At 60.4% G+C, this 23,778-nt stretch carries 23 protein-coding genes; 9 read left to right on the top strand and 14 right to left on the bottom strand.

Annotated elements, in window-relative coordinates; translation table 11 throughout:
• Positions 1–51: 51 nt before the first annotated feature.
• The 4 genes from rpsF to ACILSE_RS08940 are packed head-to-tail and all read right to left on the bottom strand — an operon-like array spanning position 52 to position 2,650.
• Positions 52–342 carry a 30S ribosomal protein S6 gene (rpsF, locus tag ACILSE_RS08955; protein WP_395717036.1) on the bottom strand — a complete coding sequence of 97 codons (291 nt, stop codon included), beginning with the start codon at positions 340–342 and terminating at the stop codon, positions 52–54.
• Between the two features lie 15 nt (positions 343–357).
• The gene (pth, locus tag ACILSE_RS08950; RefSeq protein ID WP_395717035.1) at positions 358–972 is read right to left on the bottom strand and encodes an aminoacyl-tRNA hydrolase; all 615 of its coding nucleotides are present in this window, start codon (positions 970–972) and stop codon (positions 358–360) included.
• Positions 973–984: 12 nt separating this feature from the next.
• The gene (locus ACILSE_RS08945; protein WP_395717034.1) at positions 985–1,653 is read right to left on the bottom strand and encodes a 50S ribosomal protein L25; all 669 of its coding nucleotides are present in this window, start codon (positions 1,651–1,653) and stop codon (positions 985–987) included.
• A 58-nt stretch (positions 1,654–1,711) separates the two neighbouring features.
• Complete coding sequence (locus ACILSE_RS08940; RefSeq protein ID WP_395717033.1) at positions 1,712–2,650, bottom strand: ribose-phosphate diphosphokinase; 939 nt, start codon at positions 2,648–2,650, stop codon at positions 1,712–1,714.
• A gap of 140 nt (positions 2,651–2,790) precedes the next feature.
• Here ACILSE_RS08940 and ACILSE_RS08935 point away from each other — a divergent pair, with 140 nt between their 5' ends.
• The 4 genes from ACILSE_RS08935 to ACILSE_RS08920 all read left to right on the top strand — a co-directional run bounded on the left by ACILSE_RS08935 (position 2,791) and on the right by ACILSE_RS08920 (position 6,735).
• Positions 2,791–4,662, top strand: coding sequence for a serine/threonine-protein kinase (locus tag ACILSE_RS08935; protein ID WP_395717032.1), 1,872 nt, complete (start codon positions 2,791–2,793; stop codon positions 4,660–4,662).
• A 15-nt stretch (positions 4,663–4,677) separates the two neighbouring features.
• Positions 4,678–5,004, top strand: coding sequence for a quaternary ammonium compound efflux SMR transporter SugE (gene sugE / locus ACILSE_RS08930; protein ID WP_395717031.1), 327 nt, complete (start codon positions 4,678–4,680; stop codon positions 5,002–5,004).
• Between the two features lie 81 nt (positions 5,005–5,085).
• Complete coding sequence (locus ACILSE_RS08925; RefSeq protein ID WP_395717030.1) at positions 5,086–5,742, top strand: ATP-dependent Clp protease proteolytic subunit; 657 nt, start codon at positions 5,086–5,088, stop codon at positions 5,740–5,742.
• A gap of 78 nt (positions 5,743–5,820) precedes the next feature.
• Positions 5,821–6,735 (top strand): sugar phosphate isomerase/epimerase family protein, encoded by a 915-nt coding sequence (locus ACILSE_RS08920; protein WP_395717029.1) that lies wholly within the window; start codon positions 5,821–5,823, stop codon positions 6,733–6,735.
• On the opposite strand, the gene ACILSE_RS08915 is transcribed toward ACILSE_RS08920, so the two are convergent.
• From ACILSE_RS08915 to ACILSE_RS08885, 7 genes are all read right to left on the bottom strand, one after another.
• Positions 6,736–7,263 (bottom strand): DUF6702 family protein, encoded by a 528-nt coding sequence (locus ACILSE_RS08915; RefSeq protein ID WP_395717028.1) that lies wholly within the window; start codon positions 7,261–7,263, stop codon positions 6,736–6,738. It abuts the gene before it with no gap.
• Positions 7,250–9,589, bottom strand: coding sequence for a M1 family metallopeptidase (locus ACILSE_RS08910; protein WP_395717027.1), 2,340 nt, complete (start codon positions 9,587–9,589; stop codon positions 7,250–7,252). The genes ACILSE_RS08915 and ACILSE_RS08910 overlap by 14 nt, the downstream gene beginning before the upstream one ends.
• Before the next feature lie 99 nt (positions 9,590–9,688).
• On the bottom strand, positions 9,689–10,210 hold the full coding sequence (locus tag ACILSE_RS08905) for a phospholipase D-like domain-containing protein (RefSeq protein ID WP_395717026.1): 522 nt from the start codon (positions 10,208–10,210) through the stop codon (positions 9,689–9,691).
• A complete protein-coding gene (locus ACILSE_RS08900; RefSeq protein WP_395717025.1) occupies positions 10,207–11,130 on the bottom strand; it encodes an ROK family protein in 924 nt (307 codons plus the stop codon). Before ACILSE_RS08900 ends, ACILSE_RS08905 begins: the two co-directional genes overlap by 4 nt.
• Positions 11,127–12,050 (bottom strand): methylenetetrahydrofolate reductase [NAD(P)H], encoded by a 924-nt coding sequence (metF, locus tag ACILSE_RS08895; protein WP_395717024.1) that lies wholly within the window; start codon positions 12,048–12,050, stop codon positions 11,127–11,129. Before metF ends, ACILSE_RS08900 begins: the two co-directional genes overlap by 4 nt.
• Positions 12,051–12,090: 40 nt before the next feature.
• A complete protein-coding gene (gene lysA / locus ACILSE_RS08890; protein ID WP_395717023.1) occupies positions 12,091–13,383 on the bottom strand; it encodes a diaminopimelate decarboxylase in 1,293 nt (430 codons plus the stop codon).
• A 53-nt stretch (positions 13,384–13,436) separates the two neighbouring features.
• A complete protein-coding gene (locus tag ACILSE_RS08885) occupies positions 13,437–14,129 on the bottom strand; it encodes an SGNH/GDSL hydrolase family protein (protein WP_395717022.1) in 693 nt (230 codons plus the stop codon).
• A gap of 129 nt (positions 14,130–14,258) precedes the next feature.
• Between ACILSE_RS08885 and ACILSE_RS08880 the strand changes: the two genes are divergently transcribed.
• Positions 14,259–15,674, top strand: coding sequence for a vanadium-dependent haloperoxidase (locus tag ACILSE_RS08880; RefSeq protein WP_395717021.1), 1,416 nt, complete (start codon positions 14,259–14,261; stop codon positions 15,672–15,674).
• Between the two features lie 18 nt (positions 15,675–15,692).
• Here ACILSE_RS08880 and purM read toward each other — a convergent pair whose 3' ends face one another.
• Both purM and ACILSE_RS08870 read right to left on the bottom strand, forming a co-directional pair.
• Positions 15,693–16,694 (bottom strand): phosphoribosylformylglycinamidine cyclo-ligase, encoded by a 1,002-nt coding sequence (purM, locus tag ACILSE_RS08875; protein WP_395717020.1) that lies wholly within the window; start codon positions 16,692–16,694, stop codon positions 15,693–15,695.
• Positions 16,695–16,763: 69 nt separating this feature from the next.
• Positions 16,764–18,092, bottom strand: coding sequence for a neutral/alkaline non-lysosomal ceramidase N-terminal domain-containing protein (locus tag ACILSE_RS08870; RefSeq protein WP_395717019.1), 1,329 nt, complete (start codon positions 18,090–18,092; stop codon positions 16,764–16,766).
• 104 nt (positions 18,093–18,196) lie between these two features.
• Between ACILSE_RS08870 and ACILSE_RS08865 the strand changes: the two genes are divergently transcribed.
• Positions 18,197–19,594, top strand: coding sequence for a DUF1501 domain-containing protein (locus ACILSE_RS08865; RefSeq protein WP_395717018.1), 1,398 nt, complete (start codon positions 18,197–18,199; stop codon positions 19,592–19,594).
• A gap of 31 nt (positions 19,595–19,625) precedes the next feature.
• Here the strand turns inward: ACILSE_RS08865 and ACILSE_RS08860 are convergent, their stop codons facing one another.
• Positions 19,626–20,990 carry a Gfo/Idh/MocA family protein gene (locus ACILSE_RS08860; protein WP_395717017.1) on the bottom strand — a complete coding sequence of 455 codons (1,365 nt, stop codon included), beginning with the start codon at positions 20,988–20,990 and terminating at the stop codon, positions 19,626–19,628.
• Between the two features lie 101 nt (positions 20,991–21,091).
• Between ACILSE_RS08860 and ACILSE_RS08855 the strand changes: the two genes are divergently transcribed.
• The 3 genes from ACILSE_RS08855 to ACILSE_RS08845 all read left to right on the top strand — a co-directional run bounded on the left by ACILSE_RS08855 (position 21,092) and on the right by ACILSE_RS08845 (position 23,696).
• Positions 21,092–22,543, top strand: coding sequence for a hypothetical protein (locus ACILSE_RS08855; RefSeq protein ID WP_395717016.1), 1,452 nt, complete (start codon positions 21,092–21,094; stop codon positions 22,541–22,543).
• Between the two features lie 193 nt (positions 22,544–22,736).
• Positions 22,737–23,321 (top strand): hypothetical protein, encoded by a 585-nt coding sequence (locus tag ACILSE_RS08850; protein ID WP_395717015.1) that lies wholly within the window; start codon positions 22,737–22,739, stop codon positions 23,319–23,321.
• Between the two features lie 69 nt (positions 23,322–23,390).
• The gene (locus ACILSE_RS08845; RefSeq protein WP_395717014.1) at positions 23,391–23,696 is read left to right on the top strand and encodes a hypothetical protein; all 306 of its coding nucleotides are present in this window, start codon (positions 23,391–23,393) and stop codon (positions 23,694–23,696) included.
• Positions 23,697–23,778: the final 82 nt, after the last annotated feature.

Raw genomic sequence — 23,778 nt, 5'->3', positions numbered from 1 at the left:
CGGCCCGCTTGTTGCGGTGCCGGGGTTTTAAACTTCAGCCTTTCAGGCGGCTTAAGCGCAGCGCTTCTGATAATACTGCTGATAGACGTTTTCGTTGAGGCGCAGCTTGGAGCGCAGGGAGTCGAGCGCGGCTGGTTCTCCGTTGAATTGAATTTTCACGAAGTGGCCGGCCTCGACGTGGCGCGGATTGAAGGGGAACTTGCGTTTGCCCATGTTGTCGATCTGCTCGAGTTTCAGGCCGGACTTTTCCATGTCCTTGCTGATGGTGCTGACGAGGGAGTCGATGGTTTCTTCCTTGCCTTTGGTGTCGAGCACGATGAGTGCCTCGTATTTGCGGGTCATGTCGGTGTTGTGGTTTTAGGGTTCAGGTTGTCGGTTAAAGACATTCATGGCGGCGTCAAGGCCGCGTTCAATCGTGGCGAGCACGGCCTCCGCGGCGCGCTGGATGACGCTTTGCAGCGCTGGTTGCTCCTCGGTGCTAAATTTGCCCAGAACATGGCCGACCATGCGTTCGCCGGCGGGGCGGCCGTCGGCAGGGGCGATGCCGACCTTCAGGCGCGGGAAATCCTGCGTGCCGAAGGCGGAAATGAGCGACCGGATACCGTTGTGGCCGGCGGCAGAGCCGCTGGTGCGGAAACGCAGGCGGCCAAGCGGCAGATCGACATCGTCGTAAACCACCAGGGTCTGCTCCGGGCCGGTCTTGTAGAAATGACCGACTGCCCGTGCGGAACGACCGCTGTCGTTCATGAACGTGAGCGGCTTGAGGAGGTGACCGCCCGAAAATTTCGCGACGAGTCCGGTCCAGCGCTTTTCCTCGCGGAAGGCGGTCCCCAAGCGGCGTGCGATTTCGTCCAGCACCATAAAGCCAATGTTGTGACGGGTGTCGCGGTAGGTTTCGCCGGGATTGCCGAGGCCGACAATGAGGCGCGGCGCATTCAGGCCGCTGCTCGTTGTGTCCGCGTCGGAAGCCACATCGCGGGAGGATTATTTCTTGGCCGGGGCGGCGGCAGCGGCGGGCTTGGCACCGGCGGCGGGGGCTGCGGCAGCAGGAGCTGCTGCGGCAGGAGCGGCAGCAGGCTCGGCCTCGGCCTCGACCTTCGGCTCCTCGCACATGACAATGACCACATCACCGCCGAGACGGCAGGTGACTCCGGCTGGGAAGGTGATTTCGCTGATGTGGATGCCCTGTCCGAGTTCGAGGCCGGAAACGTCGATCTGAATGGACTCGGGAAGATCTTTGGGAAGGCAGCGCACCTCGATTTCGTGATGGATGGCCTCCACGAGACCGCCGTGCTTCTGGCCCTTGGCCTCGCCGACGATGGCCACGGGCACGTTGGCGTGGATTTCCTCGTCAGCGGCGACGGCGTGGAAGTCGATGTGAAGGATGCCGCCACGGAGGTAGTCGTGCTGCACTTCCTGAACGAGGGCGAGCTGGTCTTCAGAACCGGCGATCTTGAGGGAGACAAGAATGTTGTCCGATGCGCTGCCTTCGAGGAGCTTCGAGAAGGTCTTGCCGTGCACCTGAATGTTCGAGGGCTTCACTTTGCGGCCGTAGAGGGCGGCGGGGATGTTGCCTGCCTTGCGCATGCGTTTGACAGCGCCAGTGCCGGACTGGGTGCGGAGTTCTGCCTGGAGATCGAGAATTTTGGCCATGGTCGTTGTCCTCTACGGAGGGAATAGGTTTTGGAAAAAGGGCGCGGAGAATACACGCCTACCCCCGTGTGTCAAACAGGGATGTCACGGACTCATTGCCGTGGATGCGGGCGATGGCCTGGGCCAGCAGGGGAGCGATGTCCAGCGCCGTGACTTTTTCGCCCACAGCCTGGGGGGTCGAATTGGTGGACAATAGCTCGACGATGGGGGATTTCGCGATGCGCGCGCGCCCTTTTTCGCCCAAAACGGCGTGGGAGACGCCTGCGTAGATTTTTTGCGCGCCGTGCTTCAGGAGCAGGTCGGCCGCGGCGGTCAGCGTGCCGGCGGTTTCGGTCAAATCGTCCACGAGGAGCACGTTTTTGCCCGCCACATCCCCGATGACGCTGTGGGCCTCGACTTCCTCGGCGCTGACGCGGTTTTTCGCGACGATGGCCATTGGAGCCTTGAGCGCCTTGGCAAAGGCGTGTGTCATCTTGATGCCGCCCACGTCCGGGGAGACGACGACGAGATCGCCCAGTTCGCGCTCGCGGATGGCCTTCATCAGGACCGGCGCGGCATAGAGATGATCGACGGGAATGTCAAAGAAGCCCTGAATCTGCCCGGCGTGCAGATCGACGGTGAGCACGCGGTGTACGCCGGCGGCGACCAGCAGGTTCGCCACGAGCTTGGCCGTGATCGGCACGCGGGGGCGGTCCTTGCGGTCCTGGCGGGCGTAGCCAAAGAACGGCAGCACGGCGGTGATGCGATTGGCGCTCGCACGGCGGACGGCGTCCACCATGATGAGCAGTTCCATGAGGTTCTGGTTGGTCGGGGGGCAGGTCGGCTGGACGATGAAAATGTCTCCGCCTCGGATGTTTTCGTGGATTTGCACAAAGGTCTCGCCGTCCGGGAAGGTGGTCAGCTCCGCGGCGCATAGCTGTGTGTCCAGGTTTTGGGCGATGGCCGCGGCCAGCGTCGGGTGCGCGGACCCGCTCAGAATCTTCAAACTTTCATTCATGGGCCGCCGAGTTAGTCGAGTCTGTCACGGAAATCAACCCATCCGTGCACACTCGTTCTAATGCCTGAGCTTCCTCGCAATTTCTCGTACGACTGGCGGTTGTTTTGCTGTTTAGTCCGCCTCAGTTTCTCTGATCTTGCATGAGTGATCCAACCCTTCCAACGCCCCCGCCCAAAACCACCGGCGGTGGCTGGCGCTGGGAGCCGCCGGGCCCGGAGGAACTGCAGCGCATGCTGCCGCAATACGAAATCCAGATGCTCATCGGCCGGGGTGGCATGGGCGCGGTTTACAAAGGCGTCCAGCTCAGTCTGGAACGTCTGGTGGCGATCAAACTGCTCCCGCCGGCCATCGAGCAGCAGGACTCCGCCTTTGCAGAGCGCTTCAAGAACGAGGCAAAACTGATGGGCCGCATGAACCATCCCGCCATCGTCAGCGTGTACGACTTCGGCCGCACCACCGACGGCCAGCTCTACTTCGTGATGGAGTTCGTCGATGGCACCGATGTGCAGCGCATGATCGCACGCGAAGGACGCCTGCCGCCGGAGCACGCGCTGGCGATCACCGCGCATCTTTGCGATGCGCTCGGCTACGCGCACAAGCAGGGTGTCGTCCACCGGGACATCAAGCCCTCGAACGTGCTCATCGACGCCGACGGGCGCGTCAAGGTGGCCGACTTCGGCCTCGCCAAGATCACAAACAGTGCGCAGAACTCCGGACTGACGCAAACCGGCATGGCCATGGGCACGCCGGATTACGTCGCGCCCGAGACGCTTACTCTCGGCGTGGATGTGGACGGCCGCGCCGACATCTATGCCGTGGGCGTCATGCTCTACCAGATGCTCACCGGTGACATTCCACGCGGCATGTTCCGCATGCCCTCGCAGAAGTTCCAGAGCATCGACCCCCGCTTCGACGGTATCGTGCGCCGCGCGCTGGAGCATGATCGCGAGGAGCGCTATCAGACCAGCTTTGAGCTGCGGCGTGACCTCGACGTGATCCTCACCACGCCCTTCGCTGTCTCCGGGGAGAAATCGAGCGCGGCTCTGCCCCAACAGTCGTCCCAGCCGAAGGGTCGCACGGTGGTGCCGTCCGCTCGCAACCCGGCCTCCGCCCAGCAGCGTCGTCAGGAGCCGCGTTTTGAACCGCCGCCTGTCATGCATCCCGCGCCGAGAGAGTCCTCGACGCTGCCTTATGTCATCGCCGCTCTCGTCATGCTCGGTGTCGGAGCCTGGTTCGTGATGAACCACAATCAGGCGCAGCAGCCGGATGCCGAGCCAGCCGCCGACGGTGGCAATCCTTTCGACTCGGTCGTCTTCAACACGCCCACCACTTCGCCGCCTTCCTCCACCTCCAGCAGTACGCCGGAACGTCTGCCACCGCCCTCGATGACGCCTCCGGCCTCCGCATCGAGTTCCACCACTGTCTCTTCAAAACCTCTCATTACTCCTTCGAGCAGCACGCCCTCCGGCTCCAGTTCGCCGATGACCACGCCGAAGGCATCCACGCCCGCGCCGACTCCTCCGCCGGCCTCCTCATCCACCGTCATCGCCGATCGTCTCGCCACCTTGGAGTCCCAGTTCCAGACCGCCTTTGAGCGCGATGTGAACGCGGTTTATTCCGACCAGATCGCCACGCTGGGTGCGAACTACCTCAGCGTGCTCGACCGCGGCATCAGCGAGGCCACCCGCGCCGGCAAGCTCGACGAGGCCATTGCCCTGCGGGATGAAAAAACGCGTTTCACCACGCACAAGTTCATGCCCTCCATCGATCCCGCCGGCCTGCACAGCGCCATCGTGCGTCTGCGCAACACCTACCGCTCCACGGAAAAGACCTTTGCCCAGCAGAAAGACGCCAGTTCACTCCCGCTCTACGACCGCTACATCGAGGTGCTCAACGCCTTGGAAAAAGAGCTCTCAGACCAAGGGCGCGTCGGTGATGCCGGCCGAGTGCGCACGAAGCGGGACGATGTGGCCGCCCGTCGCAAGCAGCGTGCGGCGAAAGTTTCGTCCTGAACGCGGTTCAAGGTCATGCCCTGGCTCCACCTCATCATCGCCGGACTCCTTGAAGTCGCCTGGGCCGTCGGCTTGAAGCAGACCGAAGGCTGGACGCGCCTGTGGCCCAGTGTGATCACCGCGCTGCTCATGATCGCGAGCTTCTTCTTCCTCTCGCTCGCGCTGCGCTCGCTGCCCATCGGCACCGCGTACGCCATCTGGACCGGCATCGGTGCGGTGGGCACCGCCTTGGTCGGCATTCTTGTCTTTGGAGAGCCGCGCACCGCCGCCCGGCTCGTCTGCATCGTCCTCATCGTCGCGGGAATCGTTGGATTGAAGCTCACAAGCTCCGCACAGACGTAAAACCTCCCGAAGTGCGACATTCTTCATTCGTCATTGCCCCATGCATTGACAATCCACCCCGTCACTCCTTCATTCACCACCATGACTCCCAGCCAGAACTCCGATTTCCCCTCCATCATCGCTCCGCACGCCAGTTACATGGTCCCCACCGTCATCGAAAGCGAAGGACGTGGCGAGCGCGCCTACGACATCTATTCCCGCCTGCTGAAGGACCGCATCATCTTCCTCGGCGGCGAGGTGAATGACACGATGGCCTCCATCATCATCGCCCAGCTTCTCTTCCTCCAGATGCAGGACCCGAAAAAGGACATCAACATCTACGTCAACAGCCCCGGCGGCAGCGTCACCGCCGGCCTCGCCATCTACGACACGATGCAGTTCCTCACTTGCGACGTCTGCACCTACAGCATCGGTCTTGTCGCCTCCATGGGCGCGGTACTTCTCGCCGCAGGCACCAAAGGCAAGCGCTACGCCCTGCCGAACAGCGACATCATGATCCACCAGGTCTCCGGCGGCGCTCGCGGCACTGCCTCTGACGTCGAGCGCACGGTTGAATACATGTTCAGCCTCAAAAAGCGCCTCAACCGCATCCTCGCCCACCACACCGGCAAGTCCGTCGAGCAGATCGAGCGCGACGCCGACCGCGACAACTACATGTCCGCCGCCCAGGCCGCCGAATACGGCCTCGTGGACAAGGTGCTCGAAGGAAAAAAGATCCTTCCATCTGAAGACAAGTAAGCCTTCTCACCAAGGGCGGGACTCACCATCCCGCCCTTTTTTGTGTCCGCAAACCGCCACTCCCACCACCACCACGTCATGCAACTCGGCTTCGTCACCGCCATCCTCCCCGAGCTTTCCTTCGAGGAAGTCCTCTCCTTCGCACGCCACGAGGGCTTTTCCACCATCGAGGTCATGTGCTGGCCTGTCGGCAAGGCGGAACGCAAATATGCCGGCGTCACCCACATTAATGTCATTGGCCTCACCCAATCGAAAGCGGACGACATCCTCGCGCAGTGTCAGGATCAAGGCGTCGGCATCAGCGCCCTCGGTTATTACCCGAACATGCTCGATCCAAACCCCGAGGTCTCGCGCTTCGCCGTTTCGCACTTCAAGAAAGTCATCGCTGCCGCGCCGAAGCTCGGATTGAGCCGCGTGAACGGCTTTGTCGGCCGCGACTGGACGAAAAGCGTCGATGAAAACTGGCCGCGCTTCCTCAAGATCTGGAAACCCATCATCCAGTTCGCCGAAGACCACGGCGTGAAGATCGGCATCGAAAACTGCCCCATGTCCTTCACCCGAGACGAATGGCCCGGCGGCAAAAACCTCCTCACCACGCCCGCGATCTGGCGCCGTGCCTTCAGCGACATCGACTCGCCAAACTTCGGCCTCAACTACGATCCCTCGCACTTCATCCTCCAAGGCATGGACCCGCTCAGCCCCCTCGCCGAGTTCAAATCCAAGCTCTTCCACCTCCACGCCAAGGATGTGAAGATCAACCGCGCCGCCCTCAACGAAGTCGGCCGCTTCGATTTCCCGCTCAAGTGGCACCAACCACGCATTCCTGGCTATGGCGATATCAATTGGCCTCAATTCATGGCCGAACTCATGCGCATCGGCTACGGCGGCCCACTCTGCATCGAAGTCGAAGACGACACCTTCGGCAAAACCCTCGAAGGCCGCATGAAAGCCCTCAAAGTCGCGCGGAATGTCCTGGCACCGTTCTTTGGTTGATCAGGGTTGGCCGTCAATCTTCTTGAGCGCTTCGTCCTTGGTGAATCTCAACTCAGCTTGTCGCGTTTCATGGCGCAGATGCAGCAAATTGATCTGATCGTTGAAGAGATCATGGAAAACGGAATGCCGTAGCGTTTTGCCGTTCGGACCGTCCGGCAGTCCGATCTCGAAGAACAGCGTCACCATCGGATCATCGCTTTTCTTCGATTCGTCGTCGAGCTGACGTCCCACCCATTTGATTTTAGCCGTTTTTCCCGCTGTATCGGTCACGACGAAGGTTTTGGCGAGATAGGCCTGAATTTGCGCGTCGAATTCGGCGGCGGGAATTTTTTCGATCCGCATCTCGCGCTCGCATTGGCGAACGAGGGCGAGTTCGAGGTCGTTGATGAAGACGGTGAGGCTGACTTCGAGCTTTTTCGTCGTCGGATTGTATTCTGCCTCGGCAGTGGATTGATGAAGCGAGTGCGCGTGGAGACACGGCACGAGCAGAACGACGGTGAGCGCCGCGATGAGGCTACTTCTTCTCATCCGTCTTCTTCTCGTCGTCTTTCTTCTCCGGCTTCGTTAGCTCCCGCATCGGATTCGGGGCCTTGTCCTCCTTGAAGAGCTGGAATTTGCTCTTCACCGGGCGGCGGGGCCAGTAGTTGTTCTCAACGTCGGTGTCCACGAGTTCCTGACGCGGATCGAACGTGACCGACTTGAGTTCCTTCTTCGTAAACAGAAACTTCGACGCCTTCTCCGTGTTGAAGCGCCAGATTTCCGGCGGCAGCTTCAATTCCTCGGTGCTTCCGTCGGTGTATTCGACTTTCAAAATGACCGGTGTGACGAGTCCGCCGACGTTCCGCAGCTCGATGGAGTAGAAGTTGTGCTTTGTTTGCAGCAGCTTTGGATCGATCTCCTCCTCGTTCAGTTCCTTGATGAGTGATTCGAATTTCTTCTTCTCGCTCGGCAGCACTGTCGTCTCATCAAAGCTGTCGTAGAAGTCCTTCAGCTCGGGGAAACGGTCCACGCGCTTCGAAAGCGGATAGTTGCGCTCCTTCGTGGTGGTTTTCGGCAGTTCGTCCTCCTGCTGCTTCTTTTTCTTCTTCTCGATCGCCGGATCACGCGTGTCGAGCTGCAGCCACTTCACTTCTTCGATCGCCACATCGACGTGATCGACGCTGAAAAACCAGCCGCGCCAGAACCAGTCGAGATCCACACCGCTCGCGTCCTCGATCGTGCGGAAGAAATCGCTCGGCGTGGGCCGCTTGAACATCCAGCGCTTAGCATAGGTCTTGAACGCGTGATCGAAGGCTTCACGGCCCAGGATGTGCTCGCGCAGGATGTTCAGCGCCACGGTGGGCTGGCCGTAGGCGTTCGGGCCGAGGTCGGCGATGGACTCCGAGTTCGTCATCACCGGCACACGGTCCGTCGTGCGCATGTAATCGACCATGCCGCGTTCATTGCGCCGGTGCTTCCAGTCGTTCTCCCATTCCTCCTCGGTGAGGTATTCGACAAACGAGTTCAGCCCCTCGTCCATCCACGTCCACTGCCGTTCGTCGCTGTTGACGATCATCGGGAAGTAGTTGTGCCCCACCTCATGAATGACGACGCCGATCAGCGCATACTTCGTGCGCTCCGGGTAGGTGCCGTCTTTTTCCGGACGCGGGCCGTTGAAGCAGATCATCGGGTATTCCATGCCGCCCACAGGCCCATTCACCGACCACGCGACGGGATACGGATAATCAAAGGTGTAGCGCGAGTAAGTCTGGATCGTGTGCGCGATGGCATGCGTCGAATACTTGTCCCACAGGGGCATGCCCTCCTTCGGGTAAAGCGACATCGCCATCACCGGCTTGCCATGCACACTCGCGCCCTCGACCGCCATCGCGTCCCACGCAAACTTGCGCGACGAGGCGAAGGCAAAATCACGCACGTTGTCGGCTTGGAACACCCAGGTCTTCTTTCCCTTCGGCTTGCCCTTCTCCGCCGCCTTCGCCTCCTCCGGCGTGACGATGAAAACCGGCTTCTTCGTCTCGCTCTGCGCCTTCGTGAGCCGCTCACGCTGCGTTTCGGTCAAAACGGCCTCCGGATTCTGCAAGGCGCCCGTGGCGGCGACGAGATGATCGTCCGGCACCGTCAGGCGCACGGTGTAGTTGCCGAATTCGAGCGTGAACTCGCCGGTGCCGAGGAACTGCTTGTTGATCCAGCCCGCGTAGTCTGTGTAGGCCGCCATGCGCGGGAACCACTGCGCGATGGTGTAGATGCAGTTGCCGTCCTCTTTGAAGAACTCGTAGCCCGTGCGCGCGTTGATGCGGTCGCAGTCGTTGATCGGGTAGCTCCAGCCGATCTTGAAGACAAAATCCGCGCCTGCGGCCAGCGGCTGCGGCAGGTCGATGCGCAGCATCGTCTTCACCACGGAATGATGCAGCGGTTTGCCCTGCGCGTCGGTTAGCTTGCTGATCTTCATCTCGCCGTCGTAGTCCTCGTAGGCCAGCAGGCGGTCCACCGCGCTGTAGGTGATCTTGTTCGGGTCAATGCCGCGCTTCGTGTTCGGCGCGGCCCGCGAGTCGGCGTTGTGGGAGAGATAATTCTGATCGAGCTGCACCCACAGATACTCCAGCGCGTCGGGCGAGGCATTGTGATACGTCACCGTCGCCTCCGCCGTGATCGTGCGTTTCACATCATCCAGCTCGACGTTGATGTCATAGTCCGCCCGGTTCTGCCAGTAATCCTTCCCCGGCGCCCCCGAGGCCAGTCGCTGCGCCGAAGGTGTCGGCATCGGCGAGTCGAGCTGCTGAAACTTCTGCACCGGCGCGCCGGATTCAGCGGAGGCGAGCAGGGCAGGGGAAAGAAGGAGCAAAAGGCGCTTCATGAAGCGCGATTCTCCAAATCCCGGCGTGGAAGGCAAGCGCCACCTCAGTCTTCCAGGTGACGGGCACCGGAAATGCGCGAGGGTGCCGGAGCCCATGGATCATGCAATCGGGTCGGGGCAGACATCTCTGCGCTGGCATTTGAGGCAATGGTCACCGAGGAAGTAGGCGTCGAGAAACTCCATGAGCGTACGTATGGTGGTCCGGTCTTCGGTGACGACGCCGGCTTCGAAGTTGCGGCGGTGATCGCTTTTGGCCCCAAGGCCGGCTCCGGTGAGGTTGGCGGAGCCGATGTAGGCGATTCGTTCGTCGGCGATCACGCATTTCATGTGCATCCGCGGGCAAAGGATGCGCGTGAAGAGATCGCTGCCGATGAGTTCGGGAAAACGGTCGAAGTCCTTGCGGAAGCGCGGTCCGGGTTCCTTGGCATGCACCAGCCGCACTTCCACGCCCTCCTTGATGAGCCCGGCGAGAACTTCCAGAAACGGCACGAATTTTTTCCGCCCGCCTTCGACATGCAAGTCCTTGATGTCCGCCGTGACAAGCCAGAGAAGCCGCCTGGCCGAGGGCACGATCTCACGCAGCACCGCGCCGTATGTGTCTTGATTGAGGACAAGTTTCACTTCGCATGTCTGTCCAGCTCATACTTCCCGAGAGCCAGCGCTCCGAGCAGACCTGAGCGTGCTCCCAACCCCGGCGCGACAATGAAGTCGTCGATGTTGCGGCCGAGTTCGGGGACGCGGAGGTAGTTGTTGTTGAGCTTGTGGAGCTGGCCGCGGATGAGGGGCAGGATGTGTTCCTGGCTCATGACGCCTCCACCGAGGATGATGCGCTTCGGGCAGAGGCTGAGGGTGAGATTCATCAAGGCATGGGCCATGACGTCAGCGACTTCCTCCCACGCGGGATGATCGGGCGGCAGCGCGTCGGCCTTGACGCCCCAGCGTGAGGCGAGCGAGCTGCCGCTGACGTAGCCTTCGACACAACTTTTGTGAAACGGGCAGTGGCAGGCCTGCTGGATGGCCGATGAGTTCTGCGGCGGCGGAACCATGAGGTGGCCGATCTCGGGATGCAGCAGGCCGTGCAAAAGCTGGCCATTCACGAGCACGCCACCGCCCACACCGGTGCCGACGGTGATGTAGATGAGCGGATCGATGCCCTGCCCGGCACCCCAGAGGTATTCACCGAGAACGGCTGCATTCACATCTGTGTCCCAGGCGACGGGCACCTTGTAGCGGTCGTGCAGCATGGGGACGACCTTGGTGAACTGCCAGCCGGGTTTCGGCGTGGAGGTGATGTAGCCGTAGGTTTCGCTGTTTTTGTCGAGATCGATCGGCCCGAAGGAGCCGATGCCGATGGCGGCGAAGGAACCGTATTTCGACCGGGCCATCGTGAGAAAGCGGTTCACACCGCCAAGCGTCTCCTCCGGCGTGGTGGTGGGGATGCGCGTGACATCTCGCAGATCGTGCGGGCCGGTACCGATGGCGCAGACGAACTTCGTGCCGCCGGCCTCGATGGCGGCGATGAGAGGTGCTTCTTCGCTCATGATTGCGGGCGCACTGCGGCGGAGTCACGGATACCGAGGCTGGAGTAAATCTCGCGCGTGGCGTGGGATTTGTTCAAGGTGTAGAAATGGATGCCATCGACTCCGTGGTCGAGCAGGTCGCGGCACTGCTCGGTAGCGTAGTGGATGCCGACTTTCTGCACGGCGTCCTCGTCCTTGCCGCAGCGTTGGATGGCGCGCAGCAACTTGGCCGGATAGCGTGCTCCGGCGGCCAGCTCGGCCATGCGGCGCATGCCGGCGGCACTGGTGATGGGCATGATGCCGGCGATGATGGGGATGTGGATGCCCGCGAGCTGGCAGCGCTCGCGGAAGTCGTAGAAGTCGTGGTTGTCAAAAAACAACTGCGTGCAGATGTAGTCCGCGCCCGCATCGACCTTGGCCTTGAGGTAGTCCATTTCCAGCACGCGGTTCGGCGTGGCGGGATGACCTTCCGGGAAACCGGCGACGCCGATGCCGAAGCCGCGCGGATCAGGATGCGAGCCGGTGCTGATGAACTTGCGGATGAAGGCGACGAGGTCGGCAGCGTGCTGGAAGGCGTCCTTCGCACGGTCGTAACCCGTGAGACCCTTCGGCGGATCGCCGCCGAGGGCGAGGATGTTGCTCACGCCGGCTTTTGCGTAGCGCTCAAGAATCGCGGCGATGTCGGCCTCGCTGTGGCAGACGCAGGTGAGGTGCGGGATGGGATCGAGCGTGGTCGTGGTCTTGATGCGGACCACGAGATCATGCGTGAGTTCACGCGTGGAACCGCCGGCGCCGTAGGTGACGCTGACAAACGAGGGCTTGTAGGCCTCCAGCTCGCCGATGGTCTGATACAGCGCTTCCGACGCCTCGGCGGTCTTCGGGGGGAAGAACTCGAAAGAGAGCGTGGGACGCTGGGTTTTGAGGATGTCGGCGATGTGCATCTAATTCGGTTCCTGGTTCGCTTTTGTCAGTTCGCGCTTTTTAAGCGATGTGCTCGCCTTTGAGCACGTCGTCGAGCGTCTGGCGCTCGCGCACGACGGTGGCCTTGTCGCCATCGACGAGGATTTCGGCGGGCATGGGGCGTGTGTTGTAGTTCGACGCCATCGTGAAGCCATACGCGCCTGCGCTGAGCACCGCGAGGTAGTCGCCTTCCTTCACGAGCGGGATTTCGCGGTTCTGCGCGAGGAAGTCGCCGGATTCGCAGATGGGGCCGACGACATCGACTTTCTCGACAGCATCGGTCGCGGGCTGCTTCAGCGGCACGATTTGATGCCAGCCCTCGTAAAGCGTCGGGCGGATGAGGTCGTTCATACCGGCATCGACGATTTTGAAGGTCTTGGCGGAACCGCGCTTTTCATAGAGCACCCTGGTAATCAGCGTGCCCGCGTTGCCCACCATGAAGCGGCCGGGCTCGCACAGGATGCGCAGTCCGAGCGACTGCAAATGAGGCACCACGGCATCCGAATAAGCCTGGATGGTGAGCGGATGTGTCTCAGCGTTCTTTTCCCACCAGGTGGCGGGGCCGGAGTCGAGGCTTTGGCGGTAGTTGATGCCGATGCCGCCACCGATGCTGAAGAATTCGATGCCGTGGCGCTCTTTGACCTGCTTCACGAGCGGTACGACCTTCTGCACGGCCTCCAGGAAGGGATCGACATTGGTGAGTTGGGAGCCGATGTGCATCTGCAGGCCCTTAATGACGAGATTCGGGCACTCGGCGGCCACACGGGCGTAAACGTCGAGGATCTGGTCGAAGTCGATGCCGAACTTGTTCTCGCTCTTGCCTGTGGTGATCTTCGCGTGCGTCTTCGCATCGACGTTCGGGTTCACGCGCACGGCCACGGGGGCTTTTTTGCCGAGTTCACCGGCGACATGATTGATGTAGCGCAGCTCGGCCTCGGACTCGGCATTGAAGCAGTAAATGCCGCTTTTGAGAGCGAACTCGATCTCGTCACGCGTCTTGCCCACGCCGGCGAAGGTGCACTTTCCAGGATCACCGCCGGCCTTGATGACGCGGTAAAGCTCGCCTGCGGAGACGATGTCGAAGCCGCCGCCGAGCTTCGCGATGGTGCTGAGCACGGCGAGGTTCGAGTTCGCCTTCACCGCATAGCAGACGAGGTGATTCAGGTTTCCGAACGCCGCGTCGAGGCGGGTGAAGTGGTCCGTGATCGTCGCCTTGGAATAGACGTAGAGCGGCGTGCCGTGTTTTTCGGCAAGGGATTGGAGCGGGACGTTTTCGGCGAACAATTCGCCCTGATGGTAGCGGAAGCTGTGCATAAGCGGGCCGCGTAGATAAGCGGGATTCACGCCCGCGCAACCCGCCTCCCCGGCTACTTCGCCAGCGCCTGCGTGATCGCCCCGGCGACTTTTTCCGCGAGATGCTGGCTTCCGGCCGCCGTGTAATGCACATCGCGCGGATTCTGCATCTCGGCGAGGTGAGGCGTGATGTGGGTGTTGAGGTCGTCGATGGCGACGCCGTTCTCCGCCATCACCTTCGCGGCGATGTCGTTGTATTCCTTCACCTGGCCGAATTTACGCGGCGGGTTGAGCTCTCCGTCCGGGATCGGCGTGGTGGTCGCCCAGATCAGCTTCGCGCCTGTGGCTTTCAGCGTGGCGACCAGCTTGCGCAGATTCGCCTCGTAGTCGGCGGGCTCCACCTGGCGTTTGCCGTCGGGCATGTATTTGAGGTCGTGGATGCCCCAGTTGAAGTGAATGATGTCCCATTTGCCATCGCCGAGCCATTTGGCGATGTTGCCGACACCGTTCTTCGTCGGGCCGCCGTTGGTAGGGATGCGGTGGACGTTGGCTTTGCCCTCCAGCAGCTTCCGGGTGGCCACCGTGTAGCCAATGGAGATCGAATCACCGATCAGGAGCACTCGTGGCAGGCCCGCGACATCCTGAATCGGAGCCATGGCCGGATTCGGAGCGCGCTTGGCCTTTGTGGCAGGTGCTTGGGCGAAGGCCAACGAGAGGCCGAAAAAAGAGCAGATTAGGACGGCAAAGGCAGGGGAAGAAAGGCTCATGGAGGGCTGCAATGTGGGTTGAAAAAGTTGGAAGAATATTGTGGAAATTATAAACTGGGTGTTGTCATGGGCTTAATAAACACATAAATTATTGATGCATTAACCAAATGCCCTTCTCAACGCCGCCCAATGAGCTCTTCTCGCTTGATTCTCCCCCTCTGCCTGGCCTTTGCGGGCATGGCGCGTGGGGACGTGATCATGGATTGGAATGAACTCATGCGCCAGACCTTTGCCGCAGAAGCAAGTGCCGCCGCACCTCCCATTAATTCGCGCACCATGGGAATGCTTGGCGGATCCATGTTCGACGCGGTGAATTCCGTGAACCGGAATTACCAGCCCTACTTAGGCTATTTTGACCCCACCACGGCGGGAACGGCCATCGACATCAATGCCGCCGCAGCCACCGCAGCCTACCAAACCCTGACCTCGGTTTACACGGACCGCTACGGTCCGGGCAATTCCCATCTGACCAGATTCACCGACCTCTACAACACACACATGTCCGCCATCGCCTCCGGAGATGCGAAGACCCGTGGCATGGAGGTCGGAACCGCCGCCGCGACGGCCATGATCAATGCGCGGGCAGGGGATGGCTGGAATGCCGTCTCGACTTACAACCCGCAGCCTCTTGGCACGGTGGGCCGCTGGCAGGCGGGAACCAATCCCGGGGCTTGGGGCGCCAGCACCGGGAGTTTCCTCTACTCGCAATGGGGCGACGTCGTGCCGTTTGTGCTCACTAATGGAGCTCAGTTTCGCCCTGGTGGCCCTGCGGGTCTCAATGGCAGGACAGCCACAGATTACCAGAACTGGGTGCAGAGCGCCGCCTACACTACGGAGTTCAATCAGGTCAAGAGCCTGGGCAGGGCCACCGGCTCCACCCGTACGACAGACCAGACTGCCATCGCCTATTTCTGGGTCGATGGACCTGGCACCGCCTCACCACCCGGCCATTGGAACCGGATCGCTCAGAGCGTGTCGGCTTCCGCTGGATTGAATGTGGAGCAAAACGCTCGGCTCTTTGCCCTGCTCAACCTCGCCGAGGCGGACACGGCCATCGCCACCTGGGAGGCCAAGGTCTATTATGACACCTGGCGTCCCATGCTGGCCATCAACACCGCTGATACCGACGGCAATCCTGACACCATCGCCGACGCGTCATGGACCCCGCTGATCCCCACGCCCTCGTTTGGTGCCTACACCAGCGGACACAGCGCCTTCTCAATGGCAGGAGCTGCCGTCCTCGCGCAGTTCTTCGGCACTGACAACATTTCCTTCTCTGCGACTTCCGAGTCGCCTTTCCTGCCGCTGGGTTACACGCGAAATTTCTCCAGTTTCACTGAGGCTGCCGAGGAAGCGGGCATGAGCCGGATTTACGGCGGCATTCACTGGATGAGTGACAACACCGACGGTGCCGCGCTTGGCATGAATGTGGCCACTTACACCTTTGATACGCTGTTCCAGCCGGTGCCGGAGCCCGGAGGCGCGGTTCTCATTCTTTGCGCGGCCTTTTTCGTCCTGAGCCGCCGACGCCCGGTTCTCGCATGAGCGGTTCCAGGATGGAGATCACACGATCTCCACGCTTACCTGGGCGCTGGTGTCCATTTCGCCGATGATCTTCGCGCCGGTGCCGCACTTCACAGCGGTGTCGGCTTGTTCTGGCGACACGATCGCCACCCAGCCGAGGCCCATGTTGAAGGTGTCGATCGCGTCCTTCGGGTCCGCATGACGCAGCACCTTCTGGACGACGTCGTTCTGCCAGAAAGGAATGCGCAGGTTCGCGCCGAGACCGCGCTTTAGGAAGATGCGGCCCAGATTTTCCGGCAGACCACCGCCGGTGATGTGCGCCATGGCACGCGGGCGGACGCCAGCGGCCTTCAGCGCCTTCGTTTCCTCATGATAAAGCAGCGTGGGCAGCAGCAGCGTACGCATCTCGTCCTCGCTGAACTGGAGCTTTTCCTTCTCGATGATGCGGCGCACGAGGCTGAAGCCATTCGCGTGGAAACCCGCGCTGGGCCAGCCGATGAGCACATCACCTGCGGCGATAGTGCCGGGATCAAGCATGTCTTCCTTTTCACAGGCGCCGATCGCGAAGCCGCTGAGCTCCACCATGCCTTCCGGCACCATGCCCGGCATTTCCGCCGTCTCACCACCCGCGAGGATGCAGTTGCACGCCTCCAGGTACTCCGTCATGCCGGCGATGATGCGGGTGATCTGTGTCTTCTGGATTTTCGGAATGCCGACGTAGTCCAGGAACATGATCGGATCGGCGCCCGTGGTCAGCACATCGTTCACGTTCATGGCGACGAGGTCTTTGCCCGCCGCTTCGAGCTGGTCGTGCTTCAGCAGCAGCTCGATCTTTGTGCCGACACCGTCGCAGCCGGTGAGGATCATGGGGTGCTTGTAGCCGCTGAGGTCGTAGGCGGCGGCGAACAGGCCGAAGGGATTCGCCAGCTTCCGCTTCTGCTGCGTGCGCTTCACCAGCACGCCAATGTCATCGACCAGCGATGCTGCTTCGTGAATATCGACGCCGGCTTGTTTGTAAGTGTGTGCGGAGGGGCTGCTCATGGGAAATTGATAGCCCGCTGACTAGCCCGAAAGCCCGGCAGGCTCAAACGGAAAGTCATCCGCGGCCGGTCACTGCCGCGGAACCACGAACCCCTTCGGCGTGACCTCATGCACCGCCTTCATGATGCGCTCCTCCACGTCGAGCGCGAATTTGGTGGGGCGATCATAATAAACCATTGCACCTGCACCTTCGTAGCCGCCCTCATCAAGCACACGCCTCGAAGGCACATAGCACGGCACATCATTTGAGTAGCCGTTCACCCACATGCGGGCGTGATCAAACTCACGCTTGATGCGCAGGGAGTAATCCACGGTGATCTCGCCTGGTAGGAAGACCATGGCCATGTCATTCCCGAAGGCCCAGGTCTGCACGAAATAGGGCAGATGCGTCGGGATTTTCTCACCGCGATCAAGGCGGGCGAGGTTTTTCTTCGCGTGGTAGGCGATGGCGGGCGTTTTCGATGCTGCCAGCGCCTGCCACTCCTCGTGTGTGGGCAGTGTGCCGAAGGCCAGGTCGATTTGCTTCGCGTTGCACTTCACCGGGCCATTGACTGGTTTCATCTCGCCCAGCACGAGCCGTTTCGCCTCCGCACCAAGATCTTCGCCGTATTGCTTCACCAGTTCCATCGTGCGTCGCGGATTGGGATTCTGATCTGCACCGCAACCAATCGCCGTGAGCGCGATGGCACCCGGAAACTCACGTTGCAGCGCCTCCTGCGCACATCCGGCCCAGTCGCCGTGGATTTCATCAATGCCGATCGTCGTGCAATGGCATGCATAGCTGGTCAAAATAGCACGCACCTTGCCATCCGCGCCCGTGGCGCGCAAAACAGGCAGATCGTGATCCACGGGCTTCGTCGGAAAATTCCGACGGTTCGCCGCGAAACCGACTTTTCCGACGCTCCAGGCCAGCGTGGCCGGTTTTCGGTCCGCCAGGGCCGCGAGGGCGACTTTTTCGATGTGGTCGGTCAGTTCACGCGTGTAGCGCTCGATGGCTGGCAGATGCTCCGCCGGGATGTCCATGCCAAACAAATTCGGCAGCACGCCAATCAACATCGGCGCGCAGTGCGTGTGGCTGGAGCAGATGGCGAATCGCTCGTTCACGACCTTCGTTTTCGCCGCGAGACGTTTCAGCACCTCGTCGCGCATTGCTGCCGGCACACCGCAGTTGTCCACCGTCACGATCACCGCCGGGCCTTCTTCGTCACTGCCGATCGCCAGAGCCTTGGCAAAGATGTGCTGTGAGACGCCGGTGTTTGGCAAACGGCGACCGCCATAGCCGCTGAGGCGCACGGGATACTCCGGTGTGATGTCCACCGAAGCCGCTCCAACTTGCCGTGTATCCACTGCGAGAAGGGCAAACGGCGAGAGAAACAGTGAGAGAAGGATGAATTTCATGGTCTGTCGTGACTACGCGACGCAAATCGAGAGACTTGCCCGCCCATCACGATGTCGAGAAGAAAGGAAAGCACGTCACGCCCCATGCCGTAGTTCGTGGGCGCATGTTCACCTTCCCGAGCAGCATCTCCAGCCACCACCGCCGCAGTTTTCTGAAGGCGGGGGCGCTAGGTGTTGGTTCGCTGACGCTGCCGGACCTGCTGCGGGCGGAATCGGCGGCTGGCGTGCGGTCTTCGACAAAGGCGGTGATCAACATCCATCTCGATGGTGGTCCGCCTCAGATGGATCTGATCGATCCAAAGCCGGAGGCACCGAGCGAGATTCGCGGCGAGTTCAAATCGCTGCCGACGAAGATCCCGGGGCTGCATTTGACCGAATTGCTGCCGCGACTGGCAGCGAACGCAGACAAGTATGTATTCCTGCGCTCGCTCAGCGGCGCGATGGGCAATCACGATGCCTTTCAGTGCCAGTCAGGCTTCAGCGACAAAGACCTCGCCTTCATCGGCGGGCGTCCGGCGATGGGTTGTGTCGTTAGCAAGCTGCTGAGTACCTCCAAAGATTCCGCGCCTGCCTTTGTCGATCTCATGCAGGGCCGCCCGCTCGTGCGCAACAGCGCTAGGCCAGGCTTTCTCGGCACCGCATCCTCGGCGTTCCGTCCGGACATCTCCCATCTGTTTGAGCGCCAATTGGAGAACGGCATGAAGGCCGAACTGGCGCGTCGAGGTTCCGGTCACAGCCAAAGTCTGGCGCTGACAAAAGGTCTCACGGTTGGCCGACTCGAAGACCGCGTGTCGCTGCTGCGTGATCTCGATACGATCCGCCGCGACATCGACAACAGCGGCTCCATGCACGCGCTGGATGAGTTCACGCAGCTTTCGCTCGGTATCCTCACCTCAGGCCGATTCGCAGCCGCGATGGATCTGAGCAAAGAAGACCCCCAAGTGCTCGAACGCTACACACCGCGCATCATTCGCCCTGCCGATGCCTTTGGCTCGATGGAAAGCCCGAAGTGCGCGCAGAAGTTCCTGCTCGCTCGGCGCTTGATCGAGGCCGGTGTGCGCTGTGTGAGCATCTCCATCAGCGATTTCGACACGCACTCGCGGAACTTTTCCGCCATGCGCTACCTCGGCCCGCTGATCGACCACGCGCTACACACGCTGGTCACGGATCTCGACGAGCGCGGTATGTTGCAGGACGTGATGATCATCGTCTGGGGTGAGTTTGGTCGCACCCCGAAGATCAACGACAAAGCCGGACGCGATCACTGGCCCAAAGTAGCCATGGGCATCATGGCGGGCGGTCATCTCAAAACCGGCCAAGTCATCGGTGCTACCGACAAATACGCCGCCGAGGCCAGTGAGCGCCCCGTGCACTATCAGGACGTCATTGCCACGCTCTACCAACATCTCGGCATCGACGCCCGCGGCACCACGCTCACCGACACGACCGGCAGACCGCAGTATCTTGTCGATCTCGGGCAGCCGATTGCCGAGATCATTTAAAGTGGTCCGCTGAATCGGAAGCGATACGACTTCACTGGCGCCCGTACTTCGCGCGCTCGGTCTTGCGGATAAACTTGTCCGCCTCCGGCATGCCGGGGACTTTCATGTTCGGGCCGTCCCAGTCGATGCTCTTTTGCAAACGCAGCGCCACGATGCCGGACAGGCCAATCTCGGTGAGATGACCACCGAGATCAAAATCGGCGAAGACCTTTGGTCCGCCCTGGATGGCATCGACCCACTCGTCGATGTGGCCTTTCACGCGTGGCAGCGAGATGGGCACCTGTTTCGCGGCGGGATGATTGTCCGCGCCGGTGAATTTCGCGTCGCTGTTGAGCTTCACGTAGCAATCGGAGTTCCAAAGGCCGCTTTGAAGCTGGCCCTGCTCGCCGATAAGCAGGCAGCCGGTGCGCGGCAGGCTGCCGAACGTGGCGATGAGCGACGCGGTGACATCTGCGGGCGGCAAATCACCGCCGGTGTAGAAATGCAGCCGCACCGGGCCGCGATCACCACGCGCCGCGAAGTGAAAATGCACGGTGCAGGCTGCGGCGAAGCTCTCCTTGCCCATGCCGGTGCCGCTGATCTCGATGCGCGTCGGATAATCGAGATTCAAGGCACGCACAGGCATGTTGAAGCCGTGGCAGCAGAAGTCGCCGAGCGAGCCGTTGCCAAAGTCATACCAGCCGCGCCACTTCGCCGGATGGTAGATGCCGGTCTTGTAGGCGCGCTCGGGCGCGATGCCCAGCCAGAAGTCCCAGTCGAGCGTAGCGGGGATGGGATCATTGCCCGCAGGGCGCTCATCACCGCTCGGCCAACTGTGCGTGGGATGCCAGACGTGGATGTCGCTGATCGCGCCGAAGAATCCCGCGCCGATCAGCTCCATGCTGCGGCGCAGATTCGGCGACGCACTGCCTTGATTGCCCGTCTGCGTGATCACTTTCGCCGTGCGTGACATCTCGCGCAGTTCACGTGCCTCCGCGATCGTGTGCGTGAGCGGCTTTTCGCAATACACATGCTTTCCCGCATTCATCACCGCACGGCAGATCGGCGCATGCCAGTGATCCGGCGTGGCGATGACGATTGCGTCGAGCGACTTCTCCTTTTCAAGCAGCACGCGGTAGTCGCGATACACCGCCGCGTCGGCCACGCCCGCGCCATGGCGCTTCTTGGAGTTCTCGATTTGAGCCGAATCGACATCGCATAGCGCGCCGACGTGATGACCGAGCTGCACAATCTTGCTCACATGGCCTTGAATCTGCCCGCCCATGCCGATGAAGCCGACGTTGAGCTGGCGCGCCGCTTGTCCGCGCAGCAGCCCGGACGGCAAAATGAGCGTGGAGGCCGCAGCGGCGGTGTTTTGGAGAAAGGAGCGGCGGTTGGAGGCAGCGGTCGGCTTCATGGCGAATGGTGGGGCCATCAATAAGCCGAAGCGTGAGACGTTGTTTCATGCTTCACACGGCCCAAGCTCGAAGAATCGGTCTAGAAGGCCGTTTCTCGTTCATGCGACTTTTTCTATGCCTTCTCGCCTTGGGTTCGATCCACGCCGCCGAACTCCGCATCGGCTCTTCCACCGTCAGCATCACGCCTGACAAGCCCGTGGCACTCGCGGGGCAGTTTGGGACGCGCATTTCGCAAAGCGTCGAAGCGCCGATCATCGCTGCGGCGGTGGCGATTGAGTCGGTGGAGGGCAGCAAGGTGATCGATCAAAGCATTCTCATCTCCTGCGACCTTGTGGGCATTCATCACTCCGTGCTGGCGCAGTTTCGGCAGCATTTGAAGCCGCTGCTGCCGGACTTCGATGTGCGGAAGGTCATTGTGTCCGCCACGCACACGCACACCGCTCCAGTGACGTCCGAGATTCCCGAGGAGACGCTGATCACTTATCCGATCCCGAAGGAAGGCGTGATGCAGCCAGCGGAATACACCGCGTTTCTCGTCGAGCGCCTGTCGCAGGCCGCCGTGCAGGCCTGGAAGAGCCGCAAGCCGGGTGGCGTGAGCTGGACGCTCGGTTTCGCGCAGATCGGCGAGAATCGCCGCTCCGTGTTCGCCGATGGTCACGCGCAGATGTATGCGAAGACAAATGACGCACGCTTCCGCCACCTGGAGGCCGGTTCCGAATCGGGAATCGAGACGCTGTTCTTCTGGAATGCCGAAAAGCAGCTTCAAGCCGTCGCAATCAATGTCGCATGTCCTTCGCAGGAAGTGGAGAGCCGCAGCGCGCTCAACGCCGACTTCTGGCATGATGCACGCGAGCAGTTGAAGGCCAAACTGAACCTGCCTGACCTCACCGTGCTCGGCTGGTGCAGCGCGGCGGGCGATCAATCGCCGCATCCGCAGTATCGCAAGGACGCCGAGGCGCGCATGATCAAGCTGCGCGGCCTCTCGCGGCAACAGGAACTCGGTCGCCGCATCAGCAATGCCGTTTTCGACACGGTCGATGCCGCGAAGGCCGACATCCGGACTGATGCGCCATTCGGCCACATCGTCGAAGACCTGCCGCTGCCGCCGCGCAAGATCCTCGAACGCGAGTATGAGGACGCGAAGAAGAACATCGCGCAATACAGCGTCGTCGAGAAGCCGGACAACCGCGTCATCACGATGCTCGCGCTGGAGAAGGGCATCGTGAAGCGATTCGAAGAAGCCGACAAACTCCCGCCTTACGAAATGGAGCTCCACGTCCTGCGTCTCGGCGACATCGCCATCACCACGAACACCTTTGAGCTGTATCTCGACTGGGGCATCCAGATGAAGGCCCGCAGCCCCGCGCAGCAGACCTTTGTGCTGCAGCTCACGAATGGTTGCGGCATGTATCTGCCCACCGCCCTCGCTATCGAAGGCGGCAGCTACAGCGGCCTGCCGCACGTGAACAAAGTCGGCCCTGAAGGCGGGCAGATCCTCGTGGATCAAACGGTGCGTGCCATGCAGGCGTTGTTTCCAGCGGCCAAGCACTGACTCTTTTGAGGCGCGTAGGCGCTAAATGCTTGGTGCTATTTATGATAGACACAGGTACGGGAAAGACACGCTATTCCACATTTGTGAGATCAATGCCAAACCATTCCAGATAAACATTTTCTTCGACAGGTAGCCGTTGTCGGCTCCAGTATGCCAATACTGTTAGGACGCATCCAAGCACCATTCCAAATTTATGACAACCAAAACCACCCTGTCAGCAGTTGCGCTATTCCTAGCGTTCCCGTTGCTTCGCTACACGCATGCACAAGAAGCAAAGGCTCCCCCGGCAGAGCCGAAAACCAAGTTAGAGATGTTTCAAGCCAGGAGTGGCGCAGTCATTATTCGAGGTTTTTCAGAAGTTGGATCAATCCAAGGTCAATTAAGCACATCGATCGCGGTCGAATGCAAGGAGTTCACCGATGCAAGTTCTGGCAAAAAGGAGTACGGCATCACAGTAACCGTTAAAAGCACTTCACGATTTGAAAAGTCGGACACCTCATTCATTGATGATGACGAGATTGTTTCTCTTCTTAAAGGCATCGAATATATTGCCAAAATTGACAAGACAATTACCAAGCTTGCGGATTTTCAAGCCGACTATAAGACAAAAGGAGATATGACTGTTTCTAGCTATAGCAGCAGTCAGGGTATTGTGGAAGCAGCAGTACAATGCGGAAGATTTAACGGAACAATGGCACATTTGTCCATGGCCGATTTGGAGCAGTTTACCAAGTTAATTGCCAAATCAAAAGAGATGCTTGATGAGCTCAAAAAGTAGCGAAACAATGGACGGCGTAAATCATCGCTTAACTCTTTTATTAAGTGTGTTGAAATCTAAAATGAAGTTATGCAACAAGGCCTGAACTACATCATTGATTCGTTGAAGTTACTATCCGATTTTAAAACTTGGGTAGCAGGGTTAGCTCTTTTTCCGGTTTTCTATTTTATAGCTGATAAGGTTTTTCCAGCCTTGTTGAAGCACTATTTTGACAGAAGATTGGAGATCTTTCGCCGTCGTTTGTTGTCACGTGATAAGGCGGCAATTATTTCCGAACTTATGATTTTAGTTTTTTACCGGGATATGGGAGACGATGAAAACAGAATAAAAGCTAGGGCGTGTTTTAAAATTGTACAGATAGAGCAACTGGTGTAGCGAGAAGAATGGAATTACATCCAAGCTATCAGTTGGCGGTGCCCAAGCTGGCCCGTGTTATAAGAGCCATAGATTCCTAAAT

Source organism: Prosthecobacter sp. (assembly GCF_044236155.1).
Lineage (GTDB): Bacteria > Verrucomicrobiota > Verrucomicrobiia > Verrucomicrobiales > Verrucomicrobiaceae > Prosthecobacter.
This window is presented reverse-complemented; position numbering and strand designations above follow the sequence as displayed.

What these genes read in the sequence shown, in the direction of transcription:
- ACILSE_RS08855 (WP_395717016.1), top strand. Translation starts at nt 21,092, where the DNA reads ATGCGACTTTTTCTATGCCTTCTCGCCTTGGGTTCGATCCACGCCGCC.
- ACILSE_RS08935 (WP_395717032.1), top strand. Translation starts at nt 2,791, where the DNA reads ATGAGTGATCCAACCCTTCCAACGCCCCCGCCCAAAACCACCGGCGGT.
- sugE (WP_395717031.1), top strand. Translation starts at nt 4,678, where the DNA reads ATGCCCTGGCTCCACCTCATCATCGCCGGACTCCTTGAAGTCGCCTGG.
- ACILSE_RS08940 (WP_395717033.1), bottom strand. Translation starts at nt 2,650, where the DNA reads ATGAATGAAAGTTTGAAGATTCTGAGCGGGTCCGCGCACCCGACGCTG.
- lysA (WP_395717023.1), bottom strand. Translation starts at nt 13,383, where the DNA reads ATGCACAGCTTCCGCTACCATCAGGGCGAATTGTTCGCCGAAAACGTC.
- ACILSE_RS08900 (WP_395717025.1), bottom strand. Translation starts at nt 11,130, where the DNA reads ATGAGCGAAGAAGCACCTCTCATCGCCGCCATCGAGGCCGGCGGCACG.
- ACILSE_RS08880 (WP_395717021.1), top strand. Translation starts at nt 14,259, where the DNA reads ATGAGCTCTTCTCGCTTGATTCTCCCCCTCTGCCTGGCCTTTGCGGGC.
- ACILSE_RS08865 (WP_395717018.1), top strand. Translation starts at nt 18,197, where the DNA reads ATGTTCACCTTCCCGAGCAGCATCTCCAGCCACCACCGCCGCAGTTTT.
- rpsF (WP_395717036.1), bottom strand. Translation starts at nt 342, where the DNA reads ATGACCCGCAAATACGAGGCACTCATCGTGCTCGACACCAAAGGCAAG.
- ACILSE_RS08845 (WP_395717014.1), top strand. Translation starts at nt 23,391, where the DNA reads ATGCAACAAGGCCTGAACTACATCATTGATTCGTTGAAGTTACTATCC.
- ACILSE_RS08915 (WP_395717028.1), bottom strand. Translation starts at nt 7,263, where the DNA reads ATGAGAAGAAGTAGCCTCATCGCGGCGCTCACCGTCGTTCTGCTCGTG.
- ACILSE_RS08925 (WP_395717030.1), top strand. Translation starts at nt 5,086, where the DNA reads ATGACTCCCAGCCAGAACTCCGATTTCCCCTCCATCATCGCTCCGCAC.
- purM (WP_395717020.1), bottom strand. Translation starts at nt 16,694, where the DNA reads ATGAGCAGCCCCTCCGCACACACTTACAAACAAGCCGGCGTCGATATT.
- ACILSE_RS08860 (WP_395717017.1), bottom strand. Translation starts at nt 20,990, where the DNA reads ATGAAGCCGACCGCTGCCTCCAACCGCCGCTCCTTTCTCCAAAACACC.
- ACILSE_RS08885 (WP_395717022.1), bottom strand. Translation starts at nt 14,129, where the DNA reads ATGAGCCTTTCTTCCCCTGCCTTTGCCGTCCTAATCTGCTCTTTTTTC.
- ACILSE_RS08910 (WP_395717027.1), bottom strand. Translation starts at nt 9,589, where the DNA reads ATGAAGCGCCTTTTGCTCCTTCTTTCCCCTGCCCTGCTCGCCTCCGCT.
- ACILSE_RS08870 (WP_395717019.1), bottom strand. Translation starts at nt 18,092, where the DNA reads ATGAAATTCATCCTTCTCTCACTGTTTCTCTCGCCGTTTGCCCTTCTC.
- ACILSE_RS08850 (WP_395717015.1), top strand. Translation starts at nt 22,737, where the DNA reads ATGACAACCAAAACCACCCTGTCAGCAGTTGCGCTATTCCTAGCGTTC.
- ACILSE_RS08945 (WP_395717034.1), bottom strand. Translation starts at nt 1,653, where the DNA reads ATGGCCAAAATTCTCGATCTCCAGGCAGAACTCCGCACCCAGTCCGGC.
- ACILSE_RS08920 (WP_395717029.1), top strand. Translation starts at nt 5,821, where the DNA reads ATGCAACTCGGCTTCGTCACCGCCATCCTCCCCGAGCTTTCCTTCGAG.
- metF (WP_395717024.1), bottom strand. Translation starts at nt 12,050, where the DNA reads ATGCACATCGCCGACATCCTCAAAACCCAGCGTCCCACGCTCTCTTTC.